The 20,330-nt window shown below is 73.1% G+C and carries 18 protein-coding genes; 10 read left to right on the plus strand and 8 right to left on the minus strand.

Annotation, left to right across the window (positions count from 1 at the left end; genetic code table 11):
- Positions 1–147 precede the first annotated feature (147 nt).
- Together pdxH and OG702_RS22165 are read left to right on the plus strand one after the other, a co-directional pair.
- On the plus strand, positions 148–783 hold the full coding sequence (pdxH, locus tag OG702_RS22160; protein WP_327293319.1) for a pyridoxamine 5'-phosphate oxidase: 636 nt from the start codon (positions 148–150) through the stop codon (positions 781–783).
- A gap of 453 nt (positions 784–1,236) precedes the next feature.
- Entirely contained in the window at positions 1,237–2,526 is a 1,290-nt protein-coding gene (locus tag OG702_RS22165; protein WP_442814726.1) for a PAS domain-containing protein, read from the plus strand.
- Positions 2,527–2,554: 28 nt separating this feature from the next.
- Here the strand turns inward: OG702_RS22165 and OG702_RS22170 are convergent, their stop codons facing one another.
- Complete coding sequence (locus OG702_RS22170; RefSeq protein ID WP_327290659.1) at positions 2,555–3,316, minus strand: SIS domain-containing protein; 762 nt, start codon at positions 3,314–3,316, stop codon at positions 2,555–2,557.
- Between the two features lie 335 nt (positions 3,317–3,651).
- Here OG702_RS22170 and OG702_RS22175 point away from each other — a divergent pair, with 335 nt between their 5' ends.
- The 3 genes from OG702_RS22175 (at position 3,652) to OG702_RS22185 (ending at position 6,448) form a co-directional block, all read left to right on the plus strand.
- Positions 3,652–4,344: a metal-dependent transcriptional regulator gene (locus OG702_RS22175; RefSeq protein ID WP_327290660.1), complete on the plus strand. Its 693-nt coding sequence runs from the start codon at positions 3,652–3,654 to the stop codon at positions 4,342–4,344.
- 358 nt (positions 4,345–4,702) lie between these two features.
- Positions 4,703–5,719: an alpha/beta fold hydrolase gene (locus tag OG702_RS22180; RefSeq protein ID WP_327290661.1), complete on the plus strand. Its 1,017-nt coding sequence runs from the start codon at positions 4,703–4,705 to the stop codon at positions 5,717–5,719.
- A 234-nt stretch (positions 5,720–5,953) separates the two neighbouring features.
- The gene (locus OG702_RS22185) at positions 5,954–6,448 is read left to right on the plus strand and encodes a hypothetical protein (RefSeq protein ID WP_327290662.1); all 495 of its coding nucleotides are present in this window, start codon (positions 5,954–5,956) and stop codon (positions 6,446–6,448) included.
- Positions 6,449–6,642: 194 nt separating this feature from the next.
- Here OG702_RS22185 and OG702_RS22190 read toward each other — a convergent pair whose 3' ends face one another.
- Positions 6,643–7,230, minus strand: coding sequence for a CGNR zinc finger domain-containing protein (locus tag OG702_RS22190; RefSeq protein ID WP_327290663.1), 588 nt, complete (start codon positions 7,228–7,230; stop codon positions 6,643–6,645).
- Positions 7,231–7,326: 96 nt separating this feature from the next.
- Here OG702_RS22190 and OG702_RS22195 point away from each other — a divergent pair, with 96 nt between their 5' ends.
- Positions 7,327–8,595 (plus strand): MFS transporter, encoded by a 1,269-nt coding sequence (locus OG702_RS22195; RefSeq protein WP_327290664.1) that lies wholly within the window; start codon positions 7,327–7,329, stop codon positions 8,593–8,595.
- A gap of 115 nt (positions 8,596–8,710) precedes the next feature.
- Here OG702_RS22195 and OG702_RS22200 read toward each other — a convergent pair whose 3' ends face one another.
- From OG702_RS22200 to OG702_RS22210, 3 genes are all read right to left on the minus strand, one after another.
- Complete coding sequence (locus OG702_RS22200; protein ID WP_327290665.1) at positions 8,711–10,336, minus strand: transporter; 1,626 nt, start codon at positions 10,334–10,336, stop codon at positions 8,711–8,713.
- On the minus strand, positions 10,333–11,196 hold the full coding sequence (locus tag OG702_RS22205) for an ABC transporter ATP-binding protein (protein ID WP_327290666.1): 864 nt from the start codon (positions 11,194–11,196) through the stop codon (positions 10,333–10,335). The genes OG702_RS22200 and OG702_RS22205 overlap by 4 nt, the downstream gene beginning before the upstream one ends.
- A gap of 139 nt (positions 11,197–11,335) precedes the next feature.
- On the minus strand, positions 11,336–11,992 hold the full coding sequence (locus tag OG702_RS22210; protein ID WP_327290667.1) for a bifunctional DNA primase/polymerase: 657 nt from the start codon (positions 11,990–11,992) through the stop codon (positions 11,336–11,338).
- Positions 11,993–12,352: 360 nt separating this feature from the next.
- Between OG702_RS22210 and OG702_RS22215 the strand changes: the two genes are divergently transcribed.
- Both OG702_RS22215 and OG702_RS22220 read left to right on the plus strand, forming a co-directional pair.
- A complete protein-coding gene (locus OG702_RS22215) occupies positions 12,353–13,732 on the plus strand; it encodes a transcriptional regulator (RefSeq protein WP_327290668.1) in 1,380 nt (459 codons plus the stop codon).
- A 227-nt stretch (positions 13,733–13,959) separates the two neighbouring features.
- Positions 13,960–15,420, plus strand: coding sequence for a hypothetical protein (locus OG702_RS22220; RefSeq protein ID WP_327290669.1), 1,461 nt, complete (start codon positions 13,960–13,962; stop codon positions 15,418–15,420).
- A 151-nt stretch (positions 15,421–15,571) separates the two neighbouring features.
- On the opposite strand, the gene OG702_RS22225 is transcribed toward OG702_RS22220, so the two are convergent.
- Positions 15,572–16,831 carry an ABC transporter substrate-binding protein gene (locus tag OG702_RS22225; RefSeq protein ID WP_442814500.1) on the minus strand — a complete coding sequence of 420 codons (1,260 nt, stop codon included), beginning with the start codon at positions 16,829–16,831 and terminating at the stop codon, positions 15,572–15,574.
- Positions 16,832–16,991: 160 nt separating this feature from the next.
- Between OG702_RS22225 and OG702_RS22230 the strand changes: the two genes are divergently transcribed.
- Positions 16,992–17,438: an SCO4402 family protein gene (locus OG702_RS22230; protein WP_327290671.1), complete on the plus strand. Its 447-nt coding sequence runs from the start codon at positions 16,992–16,994 to the stop codon at positions 17,436–17,438.
- A 45-nt stretch (positions 17,439–17,483) separates the two neighbouring features.
- Positions 17,484–18,362: a formyltetrahydrofolate deformylase gene (purU, locus tag OG702_RS22235; protein WP_327290672.1), complete on the plus strand. Its 879-nt coding sequence runs from the start codon at positions 17,484–17,486 to the stop codon at positions 18,360–18,362.
- Positions 18,363–18,374: 12 nt separating this feature from the next.
- On the opposite strand, the gene OG702_RS22240 is transcribed toward purU, so the two are convergent.
- Both OG702_RS22240 and OG702_RS22245 read right to left on the minus strand, forming a co-directional pair.
- A complete protein-coding gene (locus tag OG702_RS22240) occupies positions 18,375–19,682 on the minus strand; it encodes a maleylpyruvate isomerase N-terminal domain-containing protein (protein ID WP_442814501.1) in 1,308 nt (435 codons plus the stop codon).
- Positions 19,679–20,281 carry a sigma factor gene (locus tag OG702_RS22245; protein ID WP_327290673.1) on the minus strand — a complete coding sequence of 201 codons (603 nt, stop codon included), beginning with the start codon at positions 20,279–20,281 and terminating at the stop codon, positions 19,679–19,681. Before OG702_RS22245 ends, OG702_RS22240 begins: the two co-directional genes overlap by 4 nt.
- Positions 20,282–20,330: the final 49 nt, after the last annotated feature.

The raw sequence follows: 20,330 nt of genomic DNA on the forward strand, positions 1-20,330 counted from the left end.
TCTCCCGGCATGTGGACATGACAGAAAGCGTGAGATGCCGCACATCTGCGCGACCTGTCCCCGGCGGGCGTACCGGGCGGGCACTGCGAGGATGTGCGGGTGCCAGAACCACATGACGACCAGCAGGACCGACCGGACCCGGCCGCGATGCGCGAGCGCTACCGGAGCACGGGCGTGACAGAACACGACCTCGCGGCCGAACCGTACGCCCAGTTCACCCGCTGGTTCGCGGACGCCGTCGCCGCGACCGGGGGCGGTGTGATCGCAGAACCCAACGCCATGGTGCTGTCCACCGCCGACGCGGACGGCCTGCCCAGCTCCCGTACGGTGCTGCTCAAGGGCTACGACCTGCGCGGATTCGTCTTCTTCAGCAACTACGAGTCCCGCAAGGGCCGCGCCCTGGCCGCCAACCCGCGGGCCTCGCTGCTCTTCCCGTGGCACGCCATCGCCCGCCAGGTCATCGTCGGCGGGGACGTCACAAGGGTGTCGCCGGAGGAGACCGCCGCCTACTTCCACAGCCGCCCGCACGGCTCGCAGATCGGAGCCTGGGCGAGCGAGCAGTCCAGCGTGGTGGACTCGCGGGCCGTGCTGGAGAAGCGTTACGCGGAGTTGGAAGCGCGCTGGCCGCAGGGCGCCGCGGTCCCGGTGCCGCCTTTCTGGGGCGGCTTCCGCGTCGAGCCCGCCACCGTCGAGTTCTGGCAGGGCCGGGACAACCGGCTGCACGACCGGCTGCGGTACGTACGCGAGGCGGACGGCTGGTCGGTGGAGCGGCTGGCGCCGTAGCCGGCGGCACGGCGTACGGGTGAACGCGAACGACCCGCGGGCTGCTCCCCGGAGCCTGGCGGCTCCGAGCACCGGCCGGACAAGTCCGACGAGCCCGCGGGTCGGGTGAACTGCGTGGGATTGGCGCGCAACGCGCACGCCCAGTGCGCGGAGCTAGCCCGCAGTCACCTCACGTGTCCGACTGCAACTCATGCTTCAGACCACCTCCCTTCGTGTGTGCCGCAAGAGTAAGAAAACGGCGGGAGCTCAGGCAACCGATTTATGTAAAAAGCGTGTGACGCACCCCACACGGGGGTTGAATGTCGTGACGTGCAGCCTTTCGATGCGCAACCGAAACCGCTGGGCGACGGCAGCGGCGATGACGACACCGGCGGCTCAGCGGGGGTTCCGGCCCCGGCGGCCGCCGAGGGGCACGAGGGCGACGAGCAGCTGCTCGCGGCACTGCTGGACGGCATGGAGGCGGGTCTGTGCGCCTTCGACCGCACCGGGGTCATCACGCACTGGAATGCCGAGGCGACCAGGATTCTCGGCTGGACGGCGGACGACGCCGTCGGGCGGCGCGGTTTCGCCGGGTGGGCGGCCCGCTCCCAGGACGCGGCCGAGGCGGAGGAAAGGCTGCTGGGGGCGATGGATTCCGCCGGGCGCCAGGTGCACGAATTCGCCCTGCTGACCAAAGACGGCCGCCGCGTCCTGGTCCGCACCCAGTCCGCCGCGGTCCTGGGCGCCGACGGGCGGCCCGCGGGGGTGTACTGCGCCTTTTCCGAGGTCCATGTGCAGATCGACCTGGAGCGCTCCATCGCGCTCAGCGAGGCGCTGTTCACGGACGCCTCCTGGGGCGTGGTGCTGATCGACGCCGACCTGCGCCCCGCGGTCGTCAACACGAAAGCCGCCCGGATGCTGCAGACCGGCCGGGACGAGCTGCTGGGGCGTCCGCTGGGGGATCTGCTCACCCAGGGCGTGGAGGAGCTGGAGAACGCGCTGCAGCACGTGCTCGCCGAGGGCGCGCCGCCGGCCACCGCCGACCTGTGGCTGGCGCTCAGCGCCGACCCGGAGAACCGGCGGCGGTGCTGGCGCAGCGGTTTCGTCCGGCTCGGCTCGCCGCTGGGCGAGGAACCGGTGCCGCTGGGCGTCGGCTGGCTGTTCATCGACATCACCCGGCAGAAAGCGACGGAAACCGACGGCGCCCAGATCAGATTCCGCTATCAGCAGCTCCACCGCGCCGACCGGGCGGCGGCGGAATGCGGCACCGCCCTGGAAGCGGCGGCGCTGCAACTGGATTTCGCGCTCGCCGGATTCGCCGACCACGCGCTGCTCGACCTCGCCGACGACGCCGAGCGCCTGATACGGATCGCGGCCACCCCCACGGGTGAGCCGGGCCCCTGCGAGCTGACGCCCGGTGCCGCGGAAAGCGGCATACCGGTGGGCTACCCGGTGGCCCATCCGGCGCTTCAGGCGCTGGAGCGGATCGGCACCGTACGGACCAGTTTCGGGCCGCCGCCGGCGGCGGAGGACGCGGCGAGGGCGCGCGTCGACGAATGGGCCGCGGCCAGGCGCTGGCCGCCGGGAACGGTGCACGGGCTGGTCACGGTGCTGCGCAGCCGCGGCCGTACGGTCGGGGCGCTGACCTTCCTGCGCGGCTCGGGGCGCCGCCTCTTCGACCGCGCCGACGCGGCCTACGCCGAGGACGTGGCCGCGCGGGTCGCGATGGCGCTGGACCTGGCCGGGCTCGCCGGGGAGTGCTGAGCGGCAGCCGGGGTCCGGGGCCTGCGGGTCAGTGGCGGAAGAAGATCCGGTCGCGGTACTGCTCGAAGATGCGGCCGTTCCAGTCGTGGCCGCCGTCCACGTTTCCCGAGCGCAGCATGGGCGGGGTGATGCCGCGCTCGGCCAGGTCGGTGGCCGCGGTGGCGACCACGGCCTGCATCAGGGCGCTGGTGACGACGGTGGAGGCCGGTCCGAAGGGGGAGGGGATGGCGTCGTCGGACAGCTCGGCGTCGCCGACGGCGATCTTGGAGTCCAGCACGATGTGGCAGTGGTCCCGCAGGAAACTGCCCGACACATGCCGTGAGCTGGTCTGTTCCGCGTAGGCGACCGAGGTCACGCCGACGACGGTCAGGCCGAGCGCGCGGGCGTTCTGCGCCATCTCCACCGGCAGGGCGTTGCGGCCGGACAGCGAGATCACGAACAGCACGTCGCCGCGCTGGACGGGACTGGTGTCCAGGACCACCCCGGCCAGGCCGTCGACCCGTTCCAGGGCGCTGCCCAGGGTCGCGGGCATCACGTCCACGCCGACCACGCCGGGCACCGCCAGCAGGTTGATCAGGGCGAGCCCGCCTGCCCGGTAGACGACGTCCTGGGCGGGCAGCGAGGAGTGCCCCGCGCCGAAGACGAAGACCCGGCCTCCGGCGGCGATGGCGTCGGCGACGGCGGCCGCGGCCGCCTTGATGCCGGGCGCCTCCTCGTCGCGCACCCGCCGCAGCAGGCCGATGGCTGCCTCGAAATACCGGTCGGCCAGGTCCTCGCGGGGCTCAGTCATGCGGATCACCGTGGTGCCAGGGCGCTGCCGGTGTCAAGGAACCGGCGCCCGCGAAAGCCGTATCGGCCGTGGGCGGCGGCCGCGTCCACCCGTTCGTCCGGCATGTGGACCGCCGGGGCGGCCCGTGACTGCGGTCACGCATGCTCCCGGCACCGGGCAGGACGGCTCCGCAGCGGTTCAGAGTCGGCGTAAGGCCCCTTTTCGGGCTTTCCCCGGCCGCCCGGAGCCCCCGGTGGCGGGCGGTAAAGAGTGTGCCTTCTCACGGCGGGGCCGGTTGTCGGTGCTATGCGTCAGAATTGTCCTCAGGGCCACGCACGAATTAACGAGGGGCGCGCATGTCCGGATTGATCGACACGACGGAGATGTATCTCCGCACCATCCTGGAGCTGGAGGAGGAGGGTGTGGTCCCCATGCGCGCCCGAATCGCCGAGCGGCTCGACCAGAGCGGCCCGACGGTCTCCCAGACCGTGGCGCGGATGGAGCGGGACGGCCTGCTGCACGTGGCCGGTGACCGCCATCTGGAACTGACCGACGAGGGGCGCCGCACAGCCACCCGCGTGATGCGCAAGCACCGCATCGCCGAGTGTCTGCTGGTCGACGTGATCGGCCTGGAGTGGGAGCAGGTGCACGCCGAGGCGTGCCGCTGGGAACACGTGATGAGCGAGGCCGTGGAGCGGCGGGTGCTCGAGCTGCTGCGGCACCCGACCGAGTCGCCCTACGGCAACCCGATCCCGGGGCTGGAGGAGCTGGGGGAGAAGGGCGAGGCCGATCCGTTCCTGGAGGACGGCATGGTCAGCCTGAGCGAGCTCAAGCCCGGCGCGGTCGCGGCCAGCGTGGTCGTGCGCAGGATCGGTGAGCCGATCCAGACCGACGCCCAGGTGATGTACACGCTGCGGCGGGCGGGTGTGCAGCCCGGCGCCGTGGTGAGCGTGACCGCCTCGGCCGGCGGCGTGCTGGTCGGCAGCGGCGGCGAGGCCGCCGAGCTCGACGCGGAGGTCGCCTCGCACGTCTTCGTCGCCAGGCGGTAGCAGGCGGTAGCAGAGCAGGAGGCCGGCCGCCTCCCCGCACGAGGGGCCGCCCCGACGCCGTGATCACGGCGCCGGGGCGGCCTTTTCCCTCCCTGGTCCCTCCCCATGGAGCCCCCACGGAGGAGCCGGGACCCCGAGCTTCCCGGTACCTCCCCGCGACCCGCTTCCCCTTCGCGCCGCGTCCCGCTGAAGATCTCCCCTCGGCCAGGGCCGTCAATCCTTGAGCGTTGTCACTCGAACGAGCGGTGTTGGGCGCGTGAGGCCTGTGTTCGAATAAAAGTTCGATAGCGTGGATCGCGAAGACGCGAGGAGAGAACAAGCAGGACGGACGACGAGCGGAAGGAAGGGGGTGCGGCACATGAAGCAGTACGTGGACCGGCACACGACCCGGCGCTTCGAGGTCACCGGAGCGGGCGGCATCCGCCTCGCGGCCTGGGACTATGCCGCGGCGGCCGCCATCGCGGGCGGCGCGGTGGAAGCGGGGGGAGACCCGCGGCCCGATCCGGGGGGCCACGCCCGGCCCGGCCCCGGGGCCGACGCCCGGCCGGCTCCCGGCGTCGATGCCCGGCCCGGCCCCGCGCACGACGCCCGCCCGGGGGTCCTGCTGCTGCACGGACTGCTCGGCCGCGCCTCGCACTGGGCGCCGACCGCGCGCCGGCTCGCGCCGCGCTATCGGGCGATCGCCCTGGACCAGCGGGGGCACGGCCGCAGCGAGCGGCCGGAGGGGCCGTATTCGACGGAGGCGTATCTCGCCGACGCCGTCGCCGCGGTCGAGCAGCTCGGCCTGGCCCCGGTCACCGTGATCGGCCACTCCATGGGCGCGCTCACCGCCTGGCAGCTCGCCGCCCACCGCCCCGACCTCGTGGCCGCGGTCGTCATCTGCGACATGCGGGCGGCCGCCCTGGGTGAAGCGGGCCAGCGCGAATGGGAGGACTGGACGCGGTCATGGCCGCTGCCCTTCGCCACGCTCGGGGACGTCCGCCGCTGGTTCGGCGAGCAGGACCCCTGGGCTGGCGCGCCGAATCCGGTGCGCGGCGACTTCTTCGCCGAAGTGATGGCCGAGGACGACGACGGGTGGCGCCCGCAGTACGCCCCGCGCCATCTCCTGCGCTCCCGCGACCCCTGGATACGTGACGCGCACTGGGACGAGCTGGCCGGTGTCGGCTGCCCCGCGCTCGTGGTGCGCGGCCTCGACGGGGAGCTGGGGAGGGCCGAAGCGCAGGAGATGGTCCGGATGCTGCCCCGCGGCCACTACGCCGAGATCGCCGACGCCGGCCATCTCGTCCCGTGGGACCAGCCCGACGCGTGGTGCGACACCGTCGAGCAGTTCATGCGCGAGGCGGTGCGGGAGCCGGAGCGCGTGACGCCGGCGTGACGGGGATGCGGAATCGGCGTGAGAATGCTGTGAGAACTCGGTGACACATCGCGGCCCGGGCGGGGGATGCGGCAGCGGTGTGCGGAGGAGTGGCCGGGAGCGTCGGGGGCCTGGGGACTGCGTGGGCGTCACTCGCGGGTGCCCCGCAGGTCGGCACGGCCGGCGCACACACGCTGTCGTGGCCTGCTGGTAGCTTGCCGTCGCCGGATTCGTATCGCGTCATGGGGGAGCACAGTGCGTCTTACGTTCACGAAGGCGGCAATCGCCGCGGTGGCGGTCGCCGCCGTGCTGGCGCTGAGCAGTTGTAGCGGCGGCGACGACGAGGGGAAGCAGCAGCCGACGACGAGTACGACCGCGACCGGCCGGCCGGTGTCGCCGTCTCCGTCGACCCAGCCGACAGCCAAGGCCACCGCCACGGCGCCGGTGGAGTCGGCCTCGACCGGGGACGCCGCGACGCAGACCGTCGAAGGCGTCTGGCTGGCGACCGAGGGCACGACGAAGGTGCAACTCGTCCTCGGCAAGGGCAAGGCGGCCCTGACGAGCACGCACCTGTGCGGCGGCGGATACTCCGACCACGACGGTATCGGTCTGACGCTGACCTGCATGGACGGCGACACCGAACGCACCAGCGGCCACGGCGTGCTGGCGTCCGACGGGAAGACGCTGACGGTGGAGTGGGTCGGCGGGACGACCGATGTCTTCTCTCGCACCGGGCTGCCCAGCAGCTGACCGCCCCTCGGGCGCCGTATCCCGCGAGTGACCCCCGCTCCCCGGCAACTGCGCGCAGAAACCGACGGCTTCACGAAGAAGCAGCACGGCCCCCCGCCGTGGTGCGGTTCGGCGTCACGCACGTCCGGCTGGTGCAAAGCCGGAGACCGTCGCTGGACGGCCGCCTGAGCCGGGTCCGCGCTCAAACCCCGCCGTCACATCCGCGCGCGCAGCGCGGACTTCTTGGCCCGGTTGCCGCAGACATCCATCGAGCACCACCGCCGCGTCCCGGGGCGGGAGCTGTCCAGGAAGAGGGCGCCGCAGTCGGGCGAGGCGCAGGTGTGCAGGCGGGGGAGGAGCCCGGGCGAGGCGGACAGTTCGAGGGCGTCACGGGCGACGAGCGCGAGCACCGCTCGCACCGGCTCGTCCGCCCGGCGCCGGAATTCACCACCGGCGGTGAGATACGGCACGGGCACCGCGTCGGCGGCCGCCCGGTTGAGCCGGGTCCTGGCGGTACCGGCCACCGCAGCCGGGCCGCCGGCCGCGGCCACCGCGGTGATCAGCGCGTACGCGGCCTCACGCAGCGCCCGCGCGGCGACCACGTCGGCCGGTGTGGGCGGCGCTGCCGAGCGCGGCCCGTCGACCGGCGGTCCGCACTGCCGCACCCACGCCACGAGCGCGGCCGGATCGGCCAACTCCTCGGTGACGCCGGGAGTTCCGCGGTAGCGCAGGGTCCGCAGGAAATCCAGGCAGAGCCGTCCCGAGCCCTGCCGGAAACGCGACGGAGCAGTGGTCTCCCTCATAGCGGCCAGCCTACTGTCGGAACCGGTTTGACTGGTACGGTCACAGCACCGGTTTAACAGGTTCCCGTCCGCGCCCGACCGCGCAGTGAGGTGTCGATGTCCCAGCCCAACGGCCCTGCCGACCTTGCCGATTCCGCCCCAGGAACGGCCGGTGCGGTCGTACCGCCGGACCTGGGACCGCGGCCGGAGCCGGCGCCTGGGCGGCCGGAGCAGGCCGGGCCGCCGCGGCGGCTGGTGATCCTGCTCGCCGTCTCCTGCGGCCTGACCGTCGCGAACCTCTACTACGCCCAGCCGCTGCTCAGCGAGCTGCGGCAGTCCTTCCACATCGGCTCGGTCGTCGCGGGCAGCCTGGTGACGGCCACCCAACTCGGTTACGCCCTCGGTCTGCTGCTGCTCGTGCCGCTCGGGGACGTCATCGAGAAGCGGCGGCTCGCCACGGTGCTGCTCACCCTCACTGTCGGCGCCCTCGTGCTGGCCGGGGCGGCACCGGACTTCGCCGTGCTGCTGGCCGCCTCGCTGGTCGTCGGCTGCACGCTCACCGTCGCGCAGATACTCGTGCCCTTCGCCGCCGACCTCGCACCGGACTCGAGCCGGGGGCGGGTCGTCGGGCAGGTGATGAGCGGGCTGCTCACCGGCATCCTGCTGTCCCGCACCGTCGGCAGCGTGGTCGCAGGCGCGACGAGCTGGCGGGTGGTCTACCTCGGCTCCGCCGCGCTGATGACGGTCCTCACCCTGGTGCTCCGCTCGGCCCTGCCGCCGCGGCAGCCGGCCGCCGCCCTGCCGTACGGGGCGCTGCTGCGGTCCACCGTCCGGCTGCTCAGGGTCCATCCGGCGCTGCGCCAAAGGGCGCTCTACCAGGCGGCGATGTTCGGGGCCTTCAGCGTCTTCTGGACGACCATCTCCTTCGTGCTCACCGCGGCGCCCTTCCACTACCGACAGTGGCAGGTGGGGCTGTTCGCCCTCGCAGGCGCGGGCGGCGCGCTGATCGCTCCGCTGGCCGGGCGGTGGGCGGACCGCGGCCTGGTCCGGCCGATGACGGCGGCCGCCTTCGTCGCCGCCGCGGTGGCCTTCGGCGTGGCCGGAGTGGGACGGCACAGCGTGCTGGCGCTCGGCGCGGCCGCCGTGCTGCTGGACATGGCCGTCCAGACCACGCTGATCCTCGGGCAGCACGTGGTCTACCAGCTCGACGGGGGGGCCAGGGCGCGGCTCAACAGCGCTTTCATGGCCACCTTCTTCGTCGGCGGCGCGGTGGGGTCCCAGGCGGGGTCCGCCGCCTACCGCCTCGGCGGTTGGCCCGCCGTGACCGTGCTGGGCGCGGCCCTTCCGCTGCTGGCCCTGCTGTGGGCCTTCCCCCGCCGCGACTGAAAGGTCCCCGGGCCCTCCCCGGCCGCGGCTGAGAGGCCCCCGCCGCGGTGGCGCGGGGCCACACCGCCGTCCGGCGTAGCCGCATCCCGCGGATCCGGCCCCGCCCCTGCCGGGGTCAACCCCGCACGGTGGCCAGGATTTCGGGCAGCCGGTCCAGCAGGCGCGGTGCGGCCAGCCGGAGGGACGCCGCGGCGATGGCGGCGCCGTATATCGCGCCGACGGGGAGGACGAGCCACAACAGCCCGTGGTGGCCGGTGAGATGGAGGGCGACGACCGGGGCGAGCACCGGGAGGCACAGCGCCACCCCGGTGAGCGTGCCGCCGAAGACGTTGAGCAGCACCAGTCCGCTCTGGCCGGGTGCGGCGTTGGCGAAGGGATTGTCGCGCGGCACCGCGTACGGATACCGCACGCTGGCGAAGCCTCCGGTGGCGAGCAGCGCGCCGACGAAGGCGAAGGACAAGCCCAGCGTCTCGGCGAGCGCGTCGAGCCGGCCGAGGAGGACGGCCGCGCCGGTGGTGACCACCGTGACGTACGGGACGGCTATCACGGCGATCGCCAGGGCGCGGCCGCGCAGTTCGAGCTCGGCGTCGCGCCGGTCGGCGATCGTGGCCATGACGGTCCAGAAGGCGGCGCCGTCCATGCCGAACTGGTTGTACATCTGCACGCCGAGCAGCCCGGCGGCCCACAGGCACTGGTAGACGGTGCCGTGCTGGACGACCGCGACCAGCGGCAGCAGCAGGCCGACCGCGAGCCCGGTCGCGAGCGCGGCCTTGGCCCGCGGGTCGCGCCCCATGTAGCGGAACTGCCGCTCCATCACCGTGCCGGTGCGGCCGCCGGGCAGCCGCAGGCCCAGGCGCGGCCGGGGCCGTCCGGCGGCCGGACCGCGCGCCTTCGACTCCTCGGGCGCCGCCACGATCGTGGACGCGTCGGGCGAGACCATCAGCCGGAACAGGCTGCGGTGCCACCAGCTCACCACCAGGGCGAGCGCGGCGACGGTCAGCAACAGCTGCACGGCCGCCAGGCCGTACGCGCCCCTGCCGGTGGAGCGGACCGCGTCGACGGCGGTGGCCGGGGGGATCCAACGGAGCACCGACGCCGCGGAGGTGGCCCGGTGCAGCCCTTCGGTACCGGTCAGCGAGTTGAGCGCGAGATTGACCAGTTGGGCGCCGACGGCGATGAAGATACCGCTGAAAACTGCCAGGTCGCGGCCTCTGCGGCTGGTCAGCAGCCGGGTGTTGGCCGCGGCGACGGCCCGGGACAGTGCGACGCACAGCGCCAGCAGCAGGGCGACGGCGAGGACCGCGACGACGACCGCCGCCGGGCCGTGCGTGACGGCGGTCACCGCGCCGGCCCCGAGCAGCACCGTGAAGACCGGGCCGACGCCGATCAGCGACGAGGTGAGCAGTGCGGTCAGCAGCGGGCGCGGGCGCAGCGGCAGCATGGCAAGGCGGGTCGGGTCGAGCGTGTCGTCGCCGCCGAAGAAGAACAGCGGCACCACCGCCCAGCCGAGGCTCAGCACCACCGCCACGGTGACGGAGACCGCGGGCGCGTAGTGGTTGTTGCGCAGCGCGACCAGGCCCGCGCCGTTCGCCAGCGCGTAGAGCATGGCCAGGGTGACGCCGACGCACCAGCCGACGGCGCGGCCGCGGGACTGGCGCAGCCCGTTGCGCATCAGCGACAGCTTGAGCCGGATGAAGACGCCGGTCAGCGACGGGGCCGCCGGTGGGGCGGCGGCGGTCATCGGGGACCGCCGCTCAGCCAGTCCAGGTCCGCACCGGTGCGCCGGTCGGCGCCCACCAGGGACAGGAAGGCGTCCTGCAGGGAGGGCGCGTCGCCGCGCACCTCGGCGAGCGGGCCGCGCGCCACGATCCGGCCGGCGGCCATCACCGCGACCCAGTCGCACAGGCTCTCCACCAGCTCCATCACATGCGAGGAGAAGACCACCGTGCCGCCACCGCCGGTGTAACGCTCCAGCACACCGCGGATGACCTGGGCGGACACCGGGTCGACACCCTCGAACGGCTCGTCGAGGAAGAGCACTTCGGGATTGTGCAGCAGCGCGGCGGCCAGGCCGATCTTCTTGCGCATACCGGTCGAGTAGTCCACCACCAGCTTGTGCTGGGCGGCCGTCAGGTCGAGCACGTCGAGCAGTTGGGCGGCGCGCTTGTCGACCTCCGCGCCGGGCAGGCCGCGCAGCCGGCCGGTGTAGCCGAGCAGTTCGCGCCCGGTCAGCCGTTCGAACAGCCGCAGGCCCTCGGGGAGCACCCCGATCCTGGACTTCACCGAGACCGGGTCGGACCACACGTCGCGGCCGTTGATCTGCACCAGACCGTCGTCGGGCCGCAGCAGACCGGTGACCATGGACAGCGTCGTGGTCTTGCCCGCGCCGTTGGGCCCGACCAGGCCGATGAAGCGGCCGGCGGGCAGTTCCAGGTCGATGCCCGCCACGGCCGTCTGCCCGCCGAAGCGCTTCCACAGCCCGCGCACCCGCACCGCGGGGACCGGGCCCTCCTGCTCAGCGCCCCCTTGCGCCTGCCCGGTGCCACCAGCCGCCCCGTAGGACGGCAGGGGCGCCCCCCGGTCCGCCCGTGCCGGTGTCATTTCCGGCTCCTCCGCCATGTCGACGCACCCCTCCCCGTGTCCGTGCCCGCGTTCGTCTCCCGCGTCCTGCCACCCTAAGGGTGACCACTGACAGTGACGGAAGTGCGGCGGACGGTGCGGTCGGTGGCCGGGAGCGTGCTCAGCGGGTGCGGGCCTCGGCCGCCTCCCGGGCGCACGCGTACGCCAGCGGACCGAGCAGTTCCTCCGCCTCCGGCAGCCATCGGTTGACCGGGGTCGGCCGGCGGGCCCACTGGGCGGAGCCGCCCGGCGCGGTCCTGGTCGGTGGCGCGACGACCCAGCCGCCCTCGCCGAGCACCGCCAGATCCAGCGACTGCGGCGGCCAGCCCATCCTGCGCAGCAGGTCCGGGATCTTCGCGCCCGCGCCGGGCAGGACCAGGAAGAGCAGGCGGCGGCCGGGAGTGGCGAGCACCGGGCCGAGCGGCAGGTTCATCCGCTCCATCCGGGCCAGCGCCAGACAGCCCGCGTCCTCGGAGACGTCGACGGCGTCGAAGGCGCGCCCGGTCGGCAGCAGGATCGACGACTCCGGCTGCCTCTGCCACATCCGGCGGACCGCGGGGGCGCTCCCGCTGGCGCGGCCCGTCCAGTCGGGGCGCACGGGGTGTGCGCCGGGCGCGGCGCAGCGGGCGGATCCGCAGGAGCAGCGGGGCGCACCGGGTGCAGCGGTCTCCAGCCAGCACCCCGGCAGCACGTCCCAGTGCCGTTCCTCCGCGTAGCGGACCGCCGCGTCGAGGAGTTGACCCGTGAACTGGCGCGGGACTCCGATGCTGTCTTCCACGGGCTGCACAACTGCACGGGTGATCACTGGTTACGGGGTGATGTCGCGGGTCATGGCGGGCGCACGGATGCACTGCCGGGGGCGCGTACGGGCAGCCGGCGTCCGGTGGGGGTAGGCAGTGGGGGGCGGCCCGCCGGGCGGCTCCGGTCTCACACCGGCAAAGCGGGCATTTTCTGACCGAAGGGTGGGAAGTATCCGCACAGGGAGCCGCGCAGCCGGACAGCCGTACGGCCCTGACGCCCAGTGGCGTAGGGCCGCCGGACACACCGAAGTTGAGCCGCGGACCGCGGGCCTGCCAGGACCCGGGGCCGTACAGACGTCAGTCACCAGGACGGGGTTGACGAGGACGAGGGGGACACCATGGCCGCACGGCCACTTGTGGCGCGGCAGCCGAACGAGCGGCTCCAGTCGCTGATCCAGGAGGCGGGCTGCTCCAACGCGGGGCTCGCCCGCAGGGTCAACATGTGCGGGGCGGAGCACGGCCTCGACCTGCGCTACGACAAGACCTCGGTGGCCCGTTGGCTGCGCGGCCAGCAGCCGCGGGGCAGGGCGCCCGGCATCGTCGCCGAGGCACTCGGGCGCAAGCTCGGCCGCGCGGTGTCCATAGACGAGATCGGCATGGCCGACGGCAAGAACCTGGCCACCGGCATCGGCCTGCACTTCGCGCCCACCGTGCTGGGCGCGATCGAGCAGGTCTGCGAGCTGTGGCGCAGCGACGTCGGCAGGCGGGACTTCCTGACCGGTTCCACGGTCGCGGCCTCCGCCCTGGTCGAGCCGAGCAGGGACTGGCTGATCACCCGCCCTGACCAGGGGGTGGCGCGCAACGGCGGTGCCAGGGTGGGCGCCTCGGACGTCGAGGCGGTCAAGGCCACCACGCAGGCACTCACCGAGCTGGACCACCGGTTCGGCAGCGGCCATGTCCGGCCGGTCGTCGTGCACTACCTCAACAGCGTGGTGTCGGGCCTGCTGGCGGGCAGTTACCGCGAGTCGGTGGGACGCGAGTTGTTCTCCGCGGTGGCCAGGCTGACCGAACTGGCGGGGTATATGGCGGTGGACACCGGGCAGCCGGGCCTGGCGCAGCGCTACTACATCCAGGCGCTGCGGCTCGCGCAGGCCGCGGGCGACCGCGGATACGGCGGGTACATCCTGGCGGCGAGCATGAGCCACCTGGCGGCCACGCTGGGCAATCCGCGGGAGATCGCCCAACTCGCCCGTGCCGCGCAGGAAGGCGCCAGGGGCCAGGTCGGCCACACCGCGGAGGCGATGTTCTACGCGGCCGAGGCGCGCGGCCACGCGCTGCTGGGCGACGCCCGCACCTTCGCCACCGTCGCCGGACTCGCGGTGGCCGCCATGGAGCGCTCCGAGCCCGACCAGGACCCGCCCTGGATCGCGCACTTCGACCACGCCTACCTCGCCGACGAGCTGGCGCACTGTCACCGCGACCTGGGCCAGGCCGTGCCGGCCGCCAGGCGCGCGGAGGAGGCGCTGGCCGCGCACCCGGTCACCCGCACCCGGCGGCGGGCGATCGACATGCTGCTGCTCGCCGACGCGCAGGTGCAGCAGCGCGAGATCGAACAGGCCTGCCACACCGGCACGCAGGCCGTCGCGCTGCTGTCGGGGCTGCGCTCGGACCGCGGCGCGGAGTATCTGGAGGACTTCCGCCGCCGCCTCGACCCGTTCTCCGCCGAGCCGTCGGTACGGGAGTTCGGCGCGCGGCTGGAGACGCAGGAGGCCGCGTAAACGGCCAACGGGCAAGTACGGACCGAATCGTTACCGGACCGACACTGTCCGACCGGAACGCCGCAAAGTGCTGGAGAAACCCGGCGGCGCCGCTCTCCGCGGCGCCCCGGGCCGCACGTCAACGCAGCGTCCCGGCGGTCACACGTTCGGGTTCGTGGCCCCCCTCCCCCTTCACCCGGTAGCGTGTGCAGACGTCCGACACTGGGTGAAGGCGGGAGTCAACGGCGATGCACAGCAACGGACGCGGCGAGGAAACGCCCGAACCGTACCGGGGCGTCGTCCTCCCGGGCGGCCAGCAGCCGCCCGCGGCCTACGGCGACCACGTCCATCCGGCCGGCGGCACCCCCTGGGGCGAGCCCGTCCAGCCGGACGGCGCACCGCCGGTCCCGCCGCAGGCACCGCCGCCGTATCCGCCGCAGGCCGTCGAGCCCGCGGACGCCACCCAGATGCTGCCGCCGTATCCGGGTGCGGGACCCGGCCCCATACCCGCGGCCCCGCCGCAGCACGCCGTCCCGGTGGCCGACGCCACACAGATGCTGCCCCCCTACCCGGGCAGCACGCCGCCCGAGCCCGCTCCCGCCGACGCCACCCAGGCGCTGCCGCTGTCGCTCTTCCACGACCAGGAGCAGCAGCAGCAGCCCTACGACGCCTACGGCCAGCAGCAGCAACCGCAGGGCTACGCCGGGCAGGAGTTCCCCGGCCAGCAGCAGTACGCCGCGCCGCAGCAGTATCCGGAGCAGCAGGGTTACGCCGCCGAGCAGCAGTACGCGGACCCGCAGTCGTACGGTGGCCAGCAGCAGTTCGCCGCGCAGAACGACTACGACCAGCCCCAGCAGCAGGGACCGCAGCACGACAGCGACTATGACCACCTCTTCCGCAACGACGTCCCCGGCCCCGAGCCGCTGCGCCAGCGCATCATCCAGCCGCCCTCCGCCCAGCAGCAGGCACAGCAGCAGGCACAACAGCACGCGCCGCAGCAGGCGTACGGCAGCCCGCCGTGGCAGCCCGGATACGCCGAGGACGGCTACGACGACGGCGACGGCGGCCGCCGGATGTCGCCCAAGGTGCTGATCGGGATCGTCGTGGCCGGCTGCGTGGTGGCCGGCCTGGTGGTCGGCGGTCTGATGAGCGGCGGCGGCAAGTCCGACTCGAACGCGACCTCGACGCCGAGCTCCACCGGCAAGCCCACCGGATCCGCGTCCGGCAGCTCCGACGCCGCCGCGGGCGACGGTGCGGAGTCACAGGCCAAGGCGCTGGACGGGCTGCTCAAGACCAGTGGTGCCAGCCGCAGTTCGGTGGTCGGCGCGGTCGAGTCGATCAAGAGCTGCAAGAACCTGCCGGGCGCCGCCGCCGACCTGCGCGCCGCCGCGACGCAGCGCTCCGGTCTGGTCACCCAGCTCAGCGGCCTCGCCGTCGACAAGCTGCCCAACCACGCGGCACTGACCACGGCGCTCACCAAGGCCTGGCAGGCGTCCTCCGCCGCCGACGGCCACTACGCGGCATGGGCCGACCAGGCCGCGGGCGGCGGCAAGGTCTGCAAGGGCGGCCACGCCCACAACACCTCGGAGGAGCAGGCGGCCAACCGGGAGAGCGGTACGGCGACGGCCCAGAAGAAGGCCGCGGTGAAGCTGTGGAACTCCATCGCCACCAAGTACGGCCTCACCCAGCGGCAGTACAGCCAGCTCTGAGGTTTCGCGCCGATTCCGGCGTACATTCCCGCGGCCGGCAGTCACGGCGCCGGCCGCCGGACAGTGCGCCGGGTCCGCGCCCGAAGCGACGTGCGGTGCCGATGCGGCGGGTCGGGGCCCTCCTCGGGCCCCGACCCGTCGCCCCTGCGCGTCAGCTGAGGCTCGCGGCCTTCTTCATCGTCGCCGCCACGTCCACGAAGCCCGGGTGCTGCTCGACCAGCTCGCCCTGCCTGACCACCTGGTAGGTGACCTTGGAGTCGACCAGCCGGCTGTGGTCGGCGATGTCGAGCAGTTCGGTGTCGGTCCAGCCGAGGTCGGGAGTGAGGCCGCCGGTGGACAGCCCCGTGGTGTTGTCGAGCGCCTTCTGCACGGAGCCCGCGGTGATCGCCGTGCCCTGGTCCATCGCCCTGATGACCTTGGCGAAGACCGTGTAGGCGATCCAGGTGGTCTGCACCCCGGGGTCGGCGACGTCGATACGGTCGTCGGAGAAGGCGTACTTCGTGATGACCGACTTCATCTCGTTCCACTTGGGGTCGGAAGCCGGCGGGTACCAGTCGGTGACGACGGCGTTCTCCAGCGGGCTGTCCGGGCCTCCGGTGGCGTCCACCAGGGACTGCTGGACGCTGCCGATCACCGAGGACAGCCTGACCTTCGGCGGCTTGTTGCCGAGCCGGCGCAGCGAGTCGAAGAAGGTGCTGGTGTGGTCGCCGAGCACCGCAGACACGCAGGTGCTGGTCTTGTTGTCGCCGACCGCCCGCTGCGCCACGTCGGTGTAGTCCGTGGCGTCGTCCTGGCTGGGCAGGTCGCGGGCCGCGCCGCGACCGGCCGACTTGAGGCCCTGGTCGAGGAAGATCGGGAACTGGTCGCCGGTGATGGTGTCGGGACGCACCAATGCCACCTTCTTGCACACGCTCGACAACTGCTCGCCGCTGCCTGCGAGCAGCGCGGGCAGCCCGCCGTTGACCGGGTACGACAGCGGGCTCTGGAACTCGTCCTGCGTGATGCCGTAGCCGCCGACGTAGGCGATGTCGTCCGCTTCGAGGGCGGTGGTGAAGGCGCGGCCCTGCTGGCTGTACGAGCCCACGACGGCCACCGCGTGCGCGTCGGCGGCCTGCTGGGCGCACTTCGAGACCGCCACGGAGTCGTTGCGCTCGTTGCAGGTCAGCACCTTGAGCTTGCGGCCGTTCAGCCCGCCGGTGTCGTTGACGTAGTGCTCGAAGGCCTGCGCCATGGCGAGCATTCCCGGCATGTTGGTCGACCCGGTGTCCTCGGGTGCCCAGGTCATCACCACGATGGGACCGGCGGAGCCCCCCGATCCCCCCGGGACCACACCGCACCCGCTGAGCAGCGCACCTGCGGCCAGCAGTGGGACGGCAACCTGGCGAGCCCTGTACCTGCGCCGTTCAGTCATAGATACGGAAGATTCCGGTCCGCGCCCAACGTGAGGGTGTCCCCACCGGAACGCACGGTCACTTTCAGGTGAATTACGGGTGCCGGCGTTCGACTGCGTACGATTGCCCGTCGTGCAAGGTTCGGAGAAGTCTTCCCGTCGCGGCCGTGTCTCCCCCACGATGGGAGGCATGCCCCTCAACGACATGCCGTGGTGGCGCTGGCGCAGCAATGTGCGCTCCGCGCTGCACATGATCAGTGACCCGGTCTTCCAGCGCGAGGTCTGGCAGACCGGACGCGCGGGCTACGGGGACGTCACCGACGCCGTCTACCGCCTCGTCGAGGACACCTGGCTCGACAACTGGTCCGCCGACAAGTACGTCGGCACCATATTCCGCGACTCGCAGGAGGCGGCGCTGGTCGACGTCGCGGTGCTGCGGGTGCTGAAGATCCTGCACCAGGTGGGGGCCGACGCGCCCGCCTCCGCGTATCTGGAACACCCCGGCTGGCCGGACGCGGTCCTCGCCGCGCGCGAGGCGCACGTCCTGATGGCCGGCGCGGACGGCGAGGACCCGGACAGCCCGCCGCGCTCGCTCGAGGTGCTGGCGATCTACACGCGTTCCGCGTGACGGACAGCCCGGCACGGACCCGGCCGTGTGTGCGAGGCTGACAGGGTGAACGAACAGCCCTCGCAGCCGCCCGTCGAGCCGCAGTACGTCCTCACCCTGTCCTGCCCCGACAAGCAGGGCATCGTGCACGCGGTGTCGAGTTACCTCTTCATGACCGGCTGCAACATCGTGGACAGCCAGCAGTTCGGCGACCGCGACACCGGGCTGTTCTTCATGCGGGTGCACTTCGCCGCCGAGCCGCCGGTCGACGTGGACAAGCTGCGCGCCAGCTTCGCGGCGATCGCCGACGCCTACCACATGGACTGGCGGATCCACCCGTCCGCCGAGCGCATGCGCATCGTCCTCATGGTCAGCAAGTTCGGCCACTGCCTCAACGACCTGCTGTTCCGCACCAGCATCGGCGCGCTGCCGGTGGAGATCGCCGCGGTGGTGTCCAACCACACCGACTTCCGCGAACTGGTCGGCTCCTACGGCGTGCCCTTCCACCACATCCCGGTCACCCGCGACACCAAGGACGAGGCCGAGGCGCGGCTGCTCGGCCTGGTGCGCGCCGAGGGGGTGGACCTGGTGGTGCTCGCCCGCTACATGCAGGTGCTGTCCGACACCCTGTGCCGGGAGCTCTCCGGCCGGATCATCAACATCCACCACTCCTTCCTGCCGAGCTTCAAGGGCGCCAAGCCCTACCACCAGGCGCACGACCGGGGTGTGAAGCTGATCGGGGCGACCGCGCACTACGTGACGGCCGACCTCGACGAGGGCCCGATCATCGAGCAGGAGGTCGAGCGGGTCGGCCACGAGGTCACCCCCGAGCACCTGGTGGCCATCGGGCGCGACGTGGAGTGCCAGGCACTGGCCCGCGCGGTGAAGTGGCACAGCGAGCACCGGGTGCTGCTCAACGGACGCCGTACGGTCGTCTTCGCCTGAGCCGCGGGCAGGTCAGAGCCGGGACAGCGACGCCGTCGCGTAGAGCACGTCCCGGATGACGTCACGGTCGCCGTACTGCCCGACCGCGATCCGCTCCGGCTCCAGATGGCCCGCCGCGAGCTGGCAGAACTCCACACCGTCCAGTGCCACATGGGCGACCGTGTGGTCCTGCGAGGCGACCGCGCCCGGCGAGTCGAGCGGCAGATACCACTTGCCGCCGCCCGCGCCCTCGATCTCCAGCAGCAGCGAGCGCCCCGGCGCCCCCGCGTCGGCGAGCCGGCCGACCGAGTCCGCGAGCCCGTCCCTGCGCCGGCCGGCGAGCGCGGCGGGCAGCATCCTGGCCGCCAGGTCGATCATCTTGTTCAGATTGCGCGGCGCCGGCGGGTCGTAGGGATACGCCACGGCCTCGGCGATGTCCCACGCGTGGATCCAGCACTCGAACGCCCGGTCCACGAAGGCGTCCCGCAGCGGCAGCGCGAACGACCCGTAGTCGACGCCGAGTCCGGCGGCGCCGCCACCGGCGAAGGAGACCGTACGCAGCAGGGCGTGGCTCTGCCCGCGCCAGGCCTCGCGCAGTTCGGCGCCCTTGGCGGGGTCCGCGTGCTGCGCCGTCCACAGCGCCTCGGTGCGCCCTCCGGGGTCCAGCGGCAGCTCCGGTCCTCCCCTGCGGTCCGCGTCCGGCAGGTCGAGGGCCGCGCCCACCAGGCCGTCCACCGTGGTGAGATGGGCGATGACCTGGCCGACGGTGACCTTCCGCGTCACCGGGGCGCCGTCGTACCAGCGCAGTTCGACCGGTTCCTGCCAGTAGCTGTCGCCGAGGTCGCGCAGCAGCGCGTCGAGCCGGGCGGCCTCGGCGTCGTACGGCCCGGCCCACTCCGGCACCGGGATGCGCGCCGGGCGGCGGCCAAGGCACCCTTCGAGCACCCGGGCCCGCAGCAGCGGATCGAGGTCGAGGCTGTCCTCCCGGTGCAGCAGCCGCACCGCGTCGCGCAGCCGCAGCGCCTCGTCGGCGCAGGCGGCGCAGTCGGTGAGGTGGACCTCGACGGCCAGCGCCTCGTCGCGCGAGCAGACCGCCAGCGCCCAGGCGCCGAGCAGCGACTTCAACGTGCCGTGGTCGTACAGCGGCAGCCGGTAGCCGGGATCCGGCTCGGGCACCGGTGCCTCCGACACGGGCGGCGGCGGCACGGCAGGACCAGGCCGTGGGCCCGGTTCGGGGGCGGGGCGCGGACTGCCAGGCTGGTCACGCTGGCTCGGCACCCGCGCGAAGCCCTCGCCGTCGCCGGGCGAGCCGTTCCCGTTGCTGTACGCCGGGCCGCTCACGGCCGGCCCCGGGGGCTCTGGCTGCGCGCGTCGTACGGCTCGCGCCGCTCCAGCGGGTGCAGGTCCTGGCCGTCCGCCGGCTCCATCGCCGTGGACAGCAGTTGCAGGCCGAGCCGCAGCCGGCGCCGCGACTCGTCCGCGCTCACCCCGAGGCCGGTGGCGGCGGCGCGGTAGTCGAGGCGCTCGTGGTAGGCGAGTTCGAGCGCGTCGCGCAGCGGCGCGGGCATCGAGGTGACGATGAAGTCGGCACGGGCGGCGGTGTTGGCCTCGCGGACCCTGGCCTCGACCTCGGTCGGCGTCGAGCAGCCGCGGCTCTCGTACTGCCGCAGCCGGTGCACCGCCTGGCTCTGGGTGAGGGCGGCGATCCAGGAGCGCAGGGAGCAGTGCTTGGGGTCGTAGTCGTCCGGATTCTCCCAGATGTAGCCGAAGACCTCGCGGGTGATCAGGTCGGCCGCCTCGTCGTCGTCGAGCACCCGGTGGGCCAGATTGTGCACGAGTGAGGCGTAGCGGTCGTACAGCTCGCCGAGCGCGGCCTCCTCGCCGCGAGCCAGCCGCTGCTGCATCTTGCGGTCCCAGCGCGGCGGTGCGGGTGTCGCCATCTGCCGCCTCCTCGCGTCGTCGGCCGCCTCACCGGCCAGCTGGCCGCTG

Origin of the sequence: Streptomyces sp. NBC_01198 (assembly GCF_036010485.1) — a bacterium.
GTDB lineage: Bacteria > Actinomycetota > Actinomycetes > Streptomycetales > Streptomycetaceae > Actinacidiphila.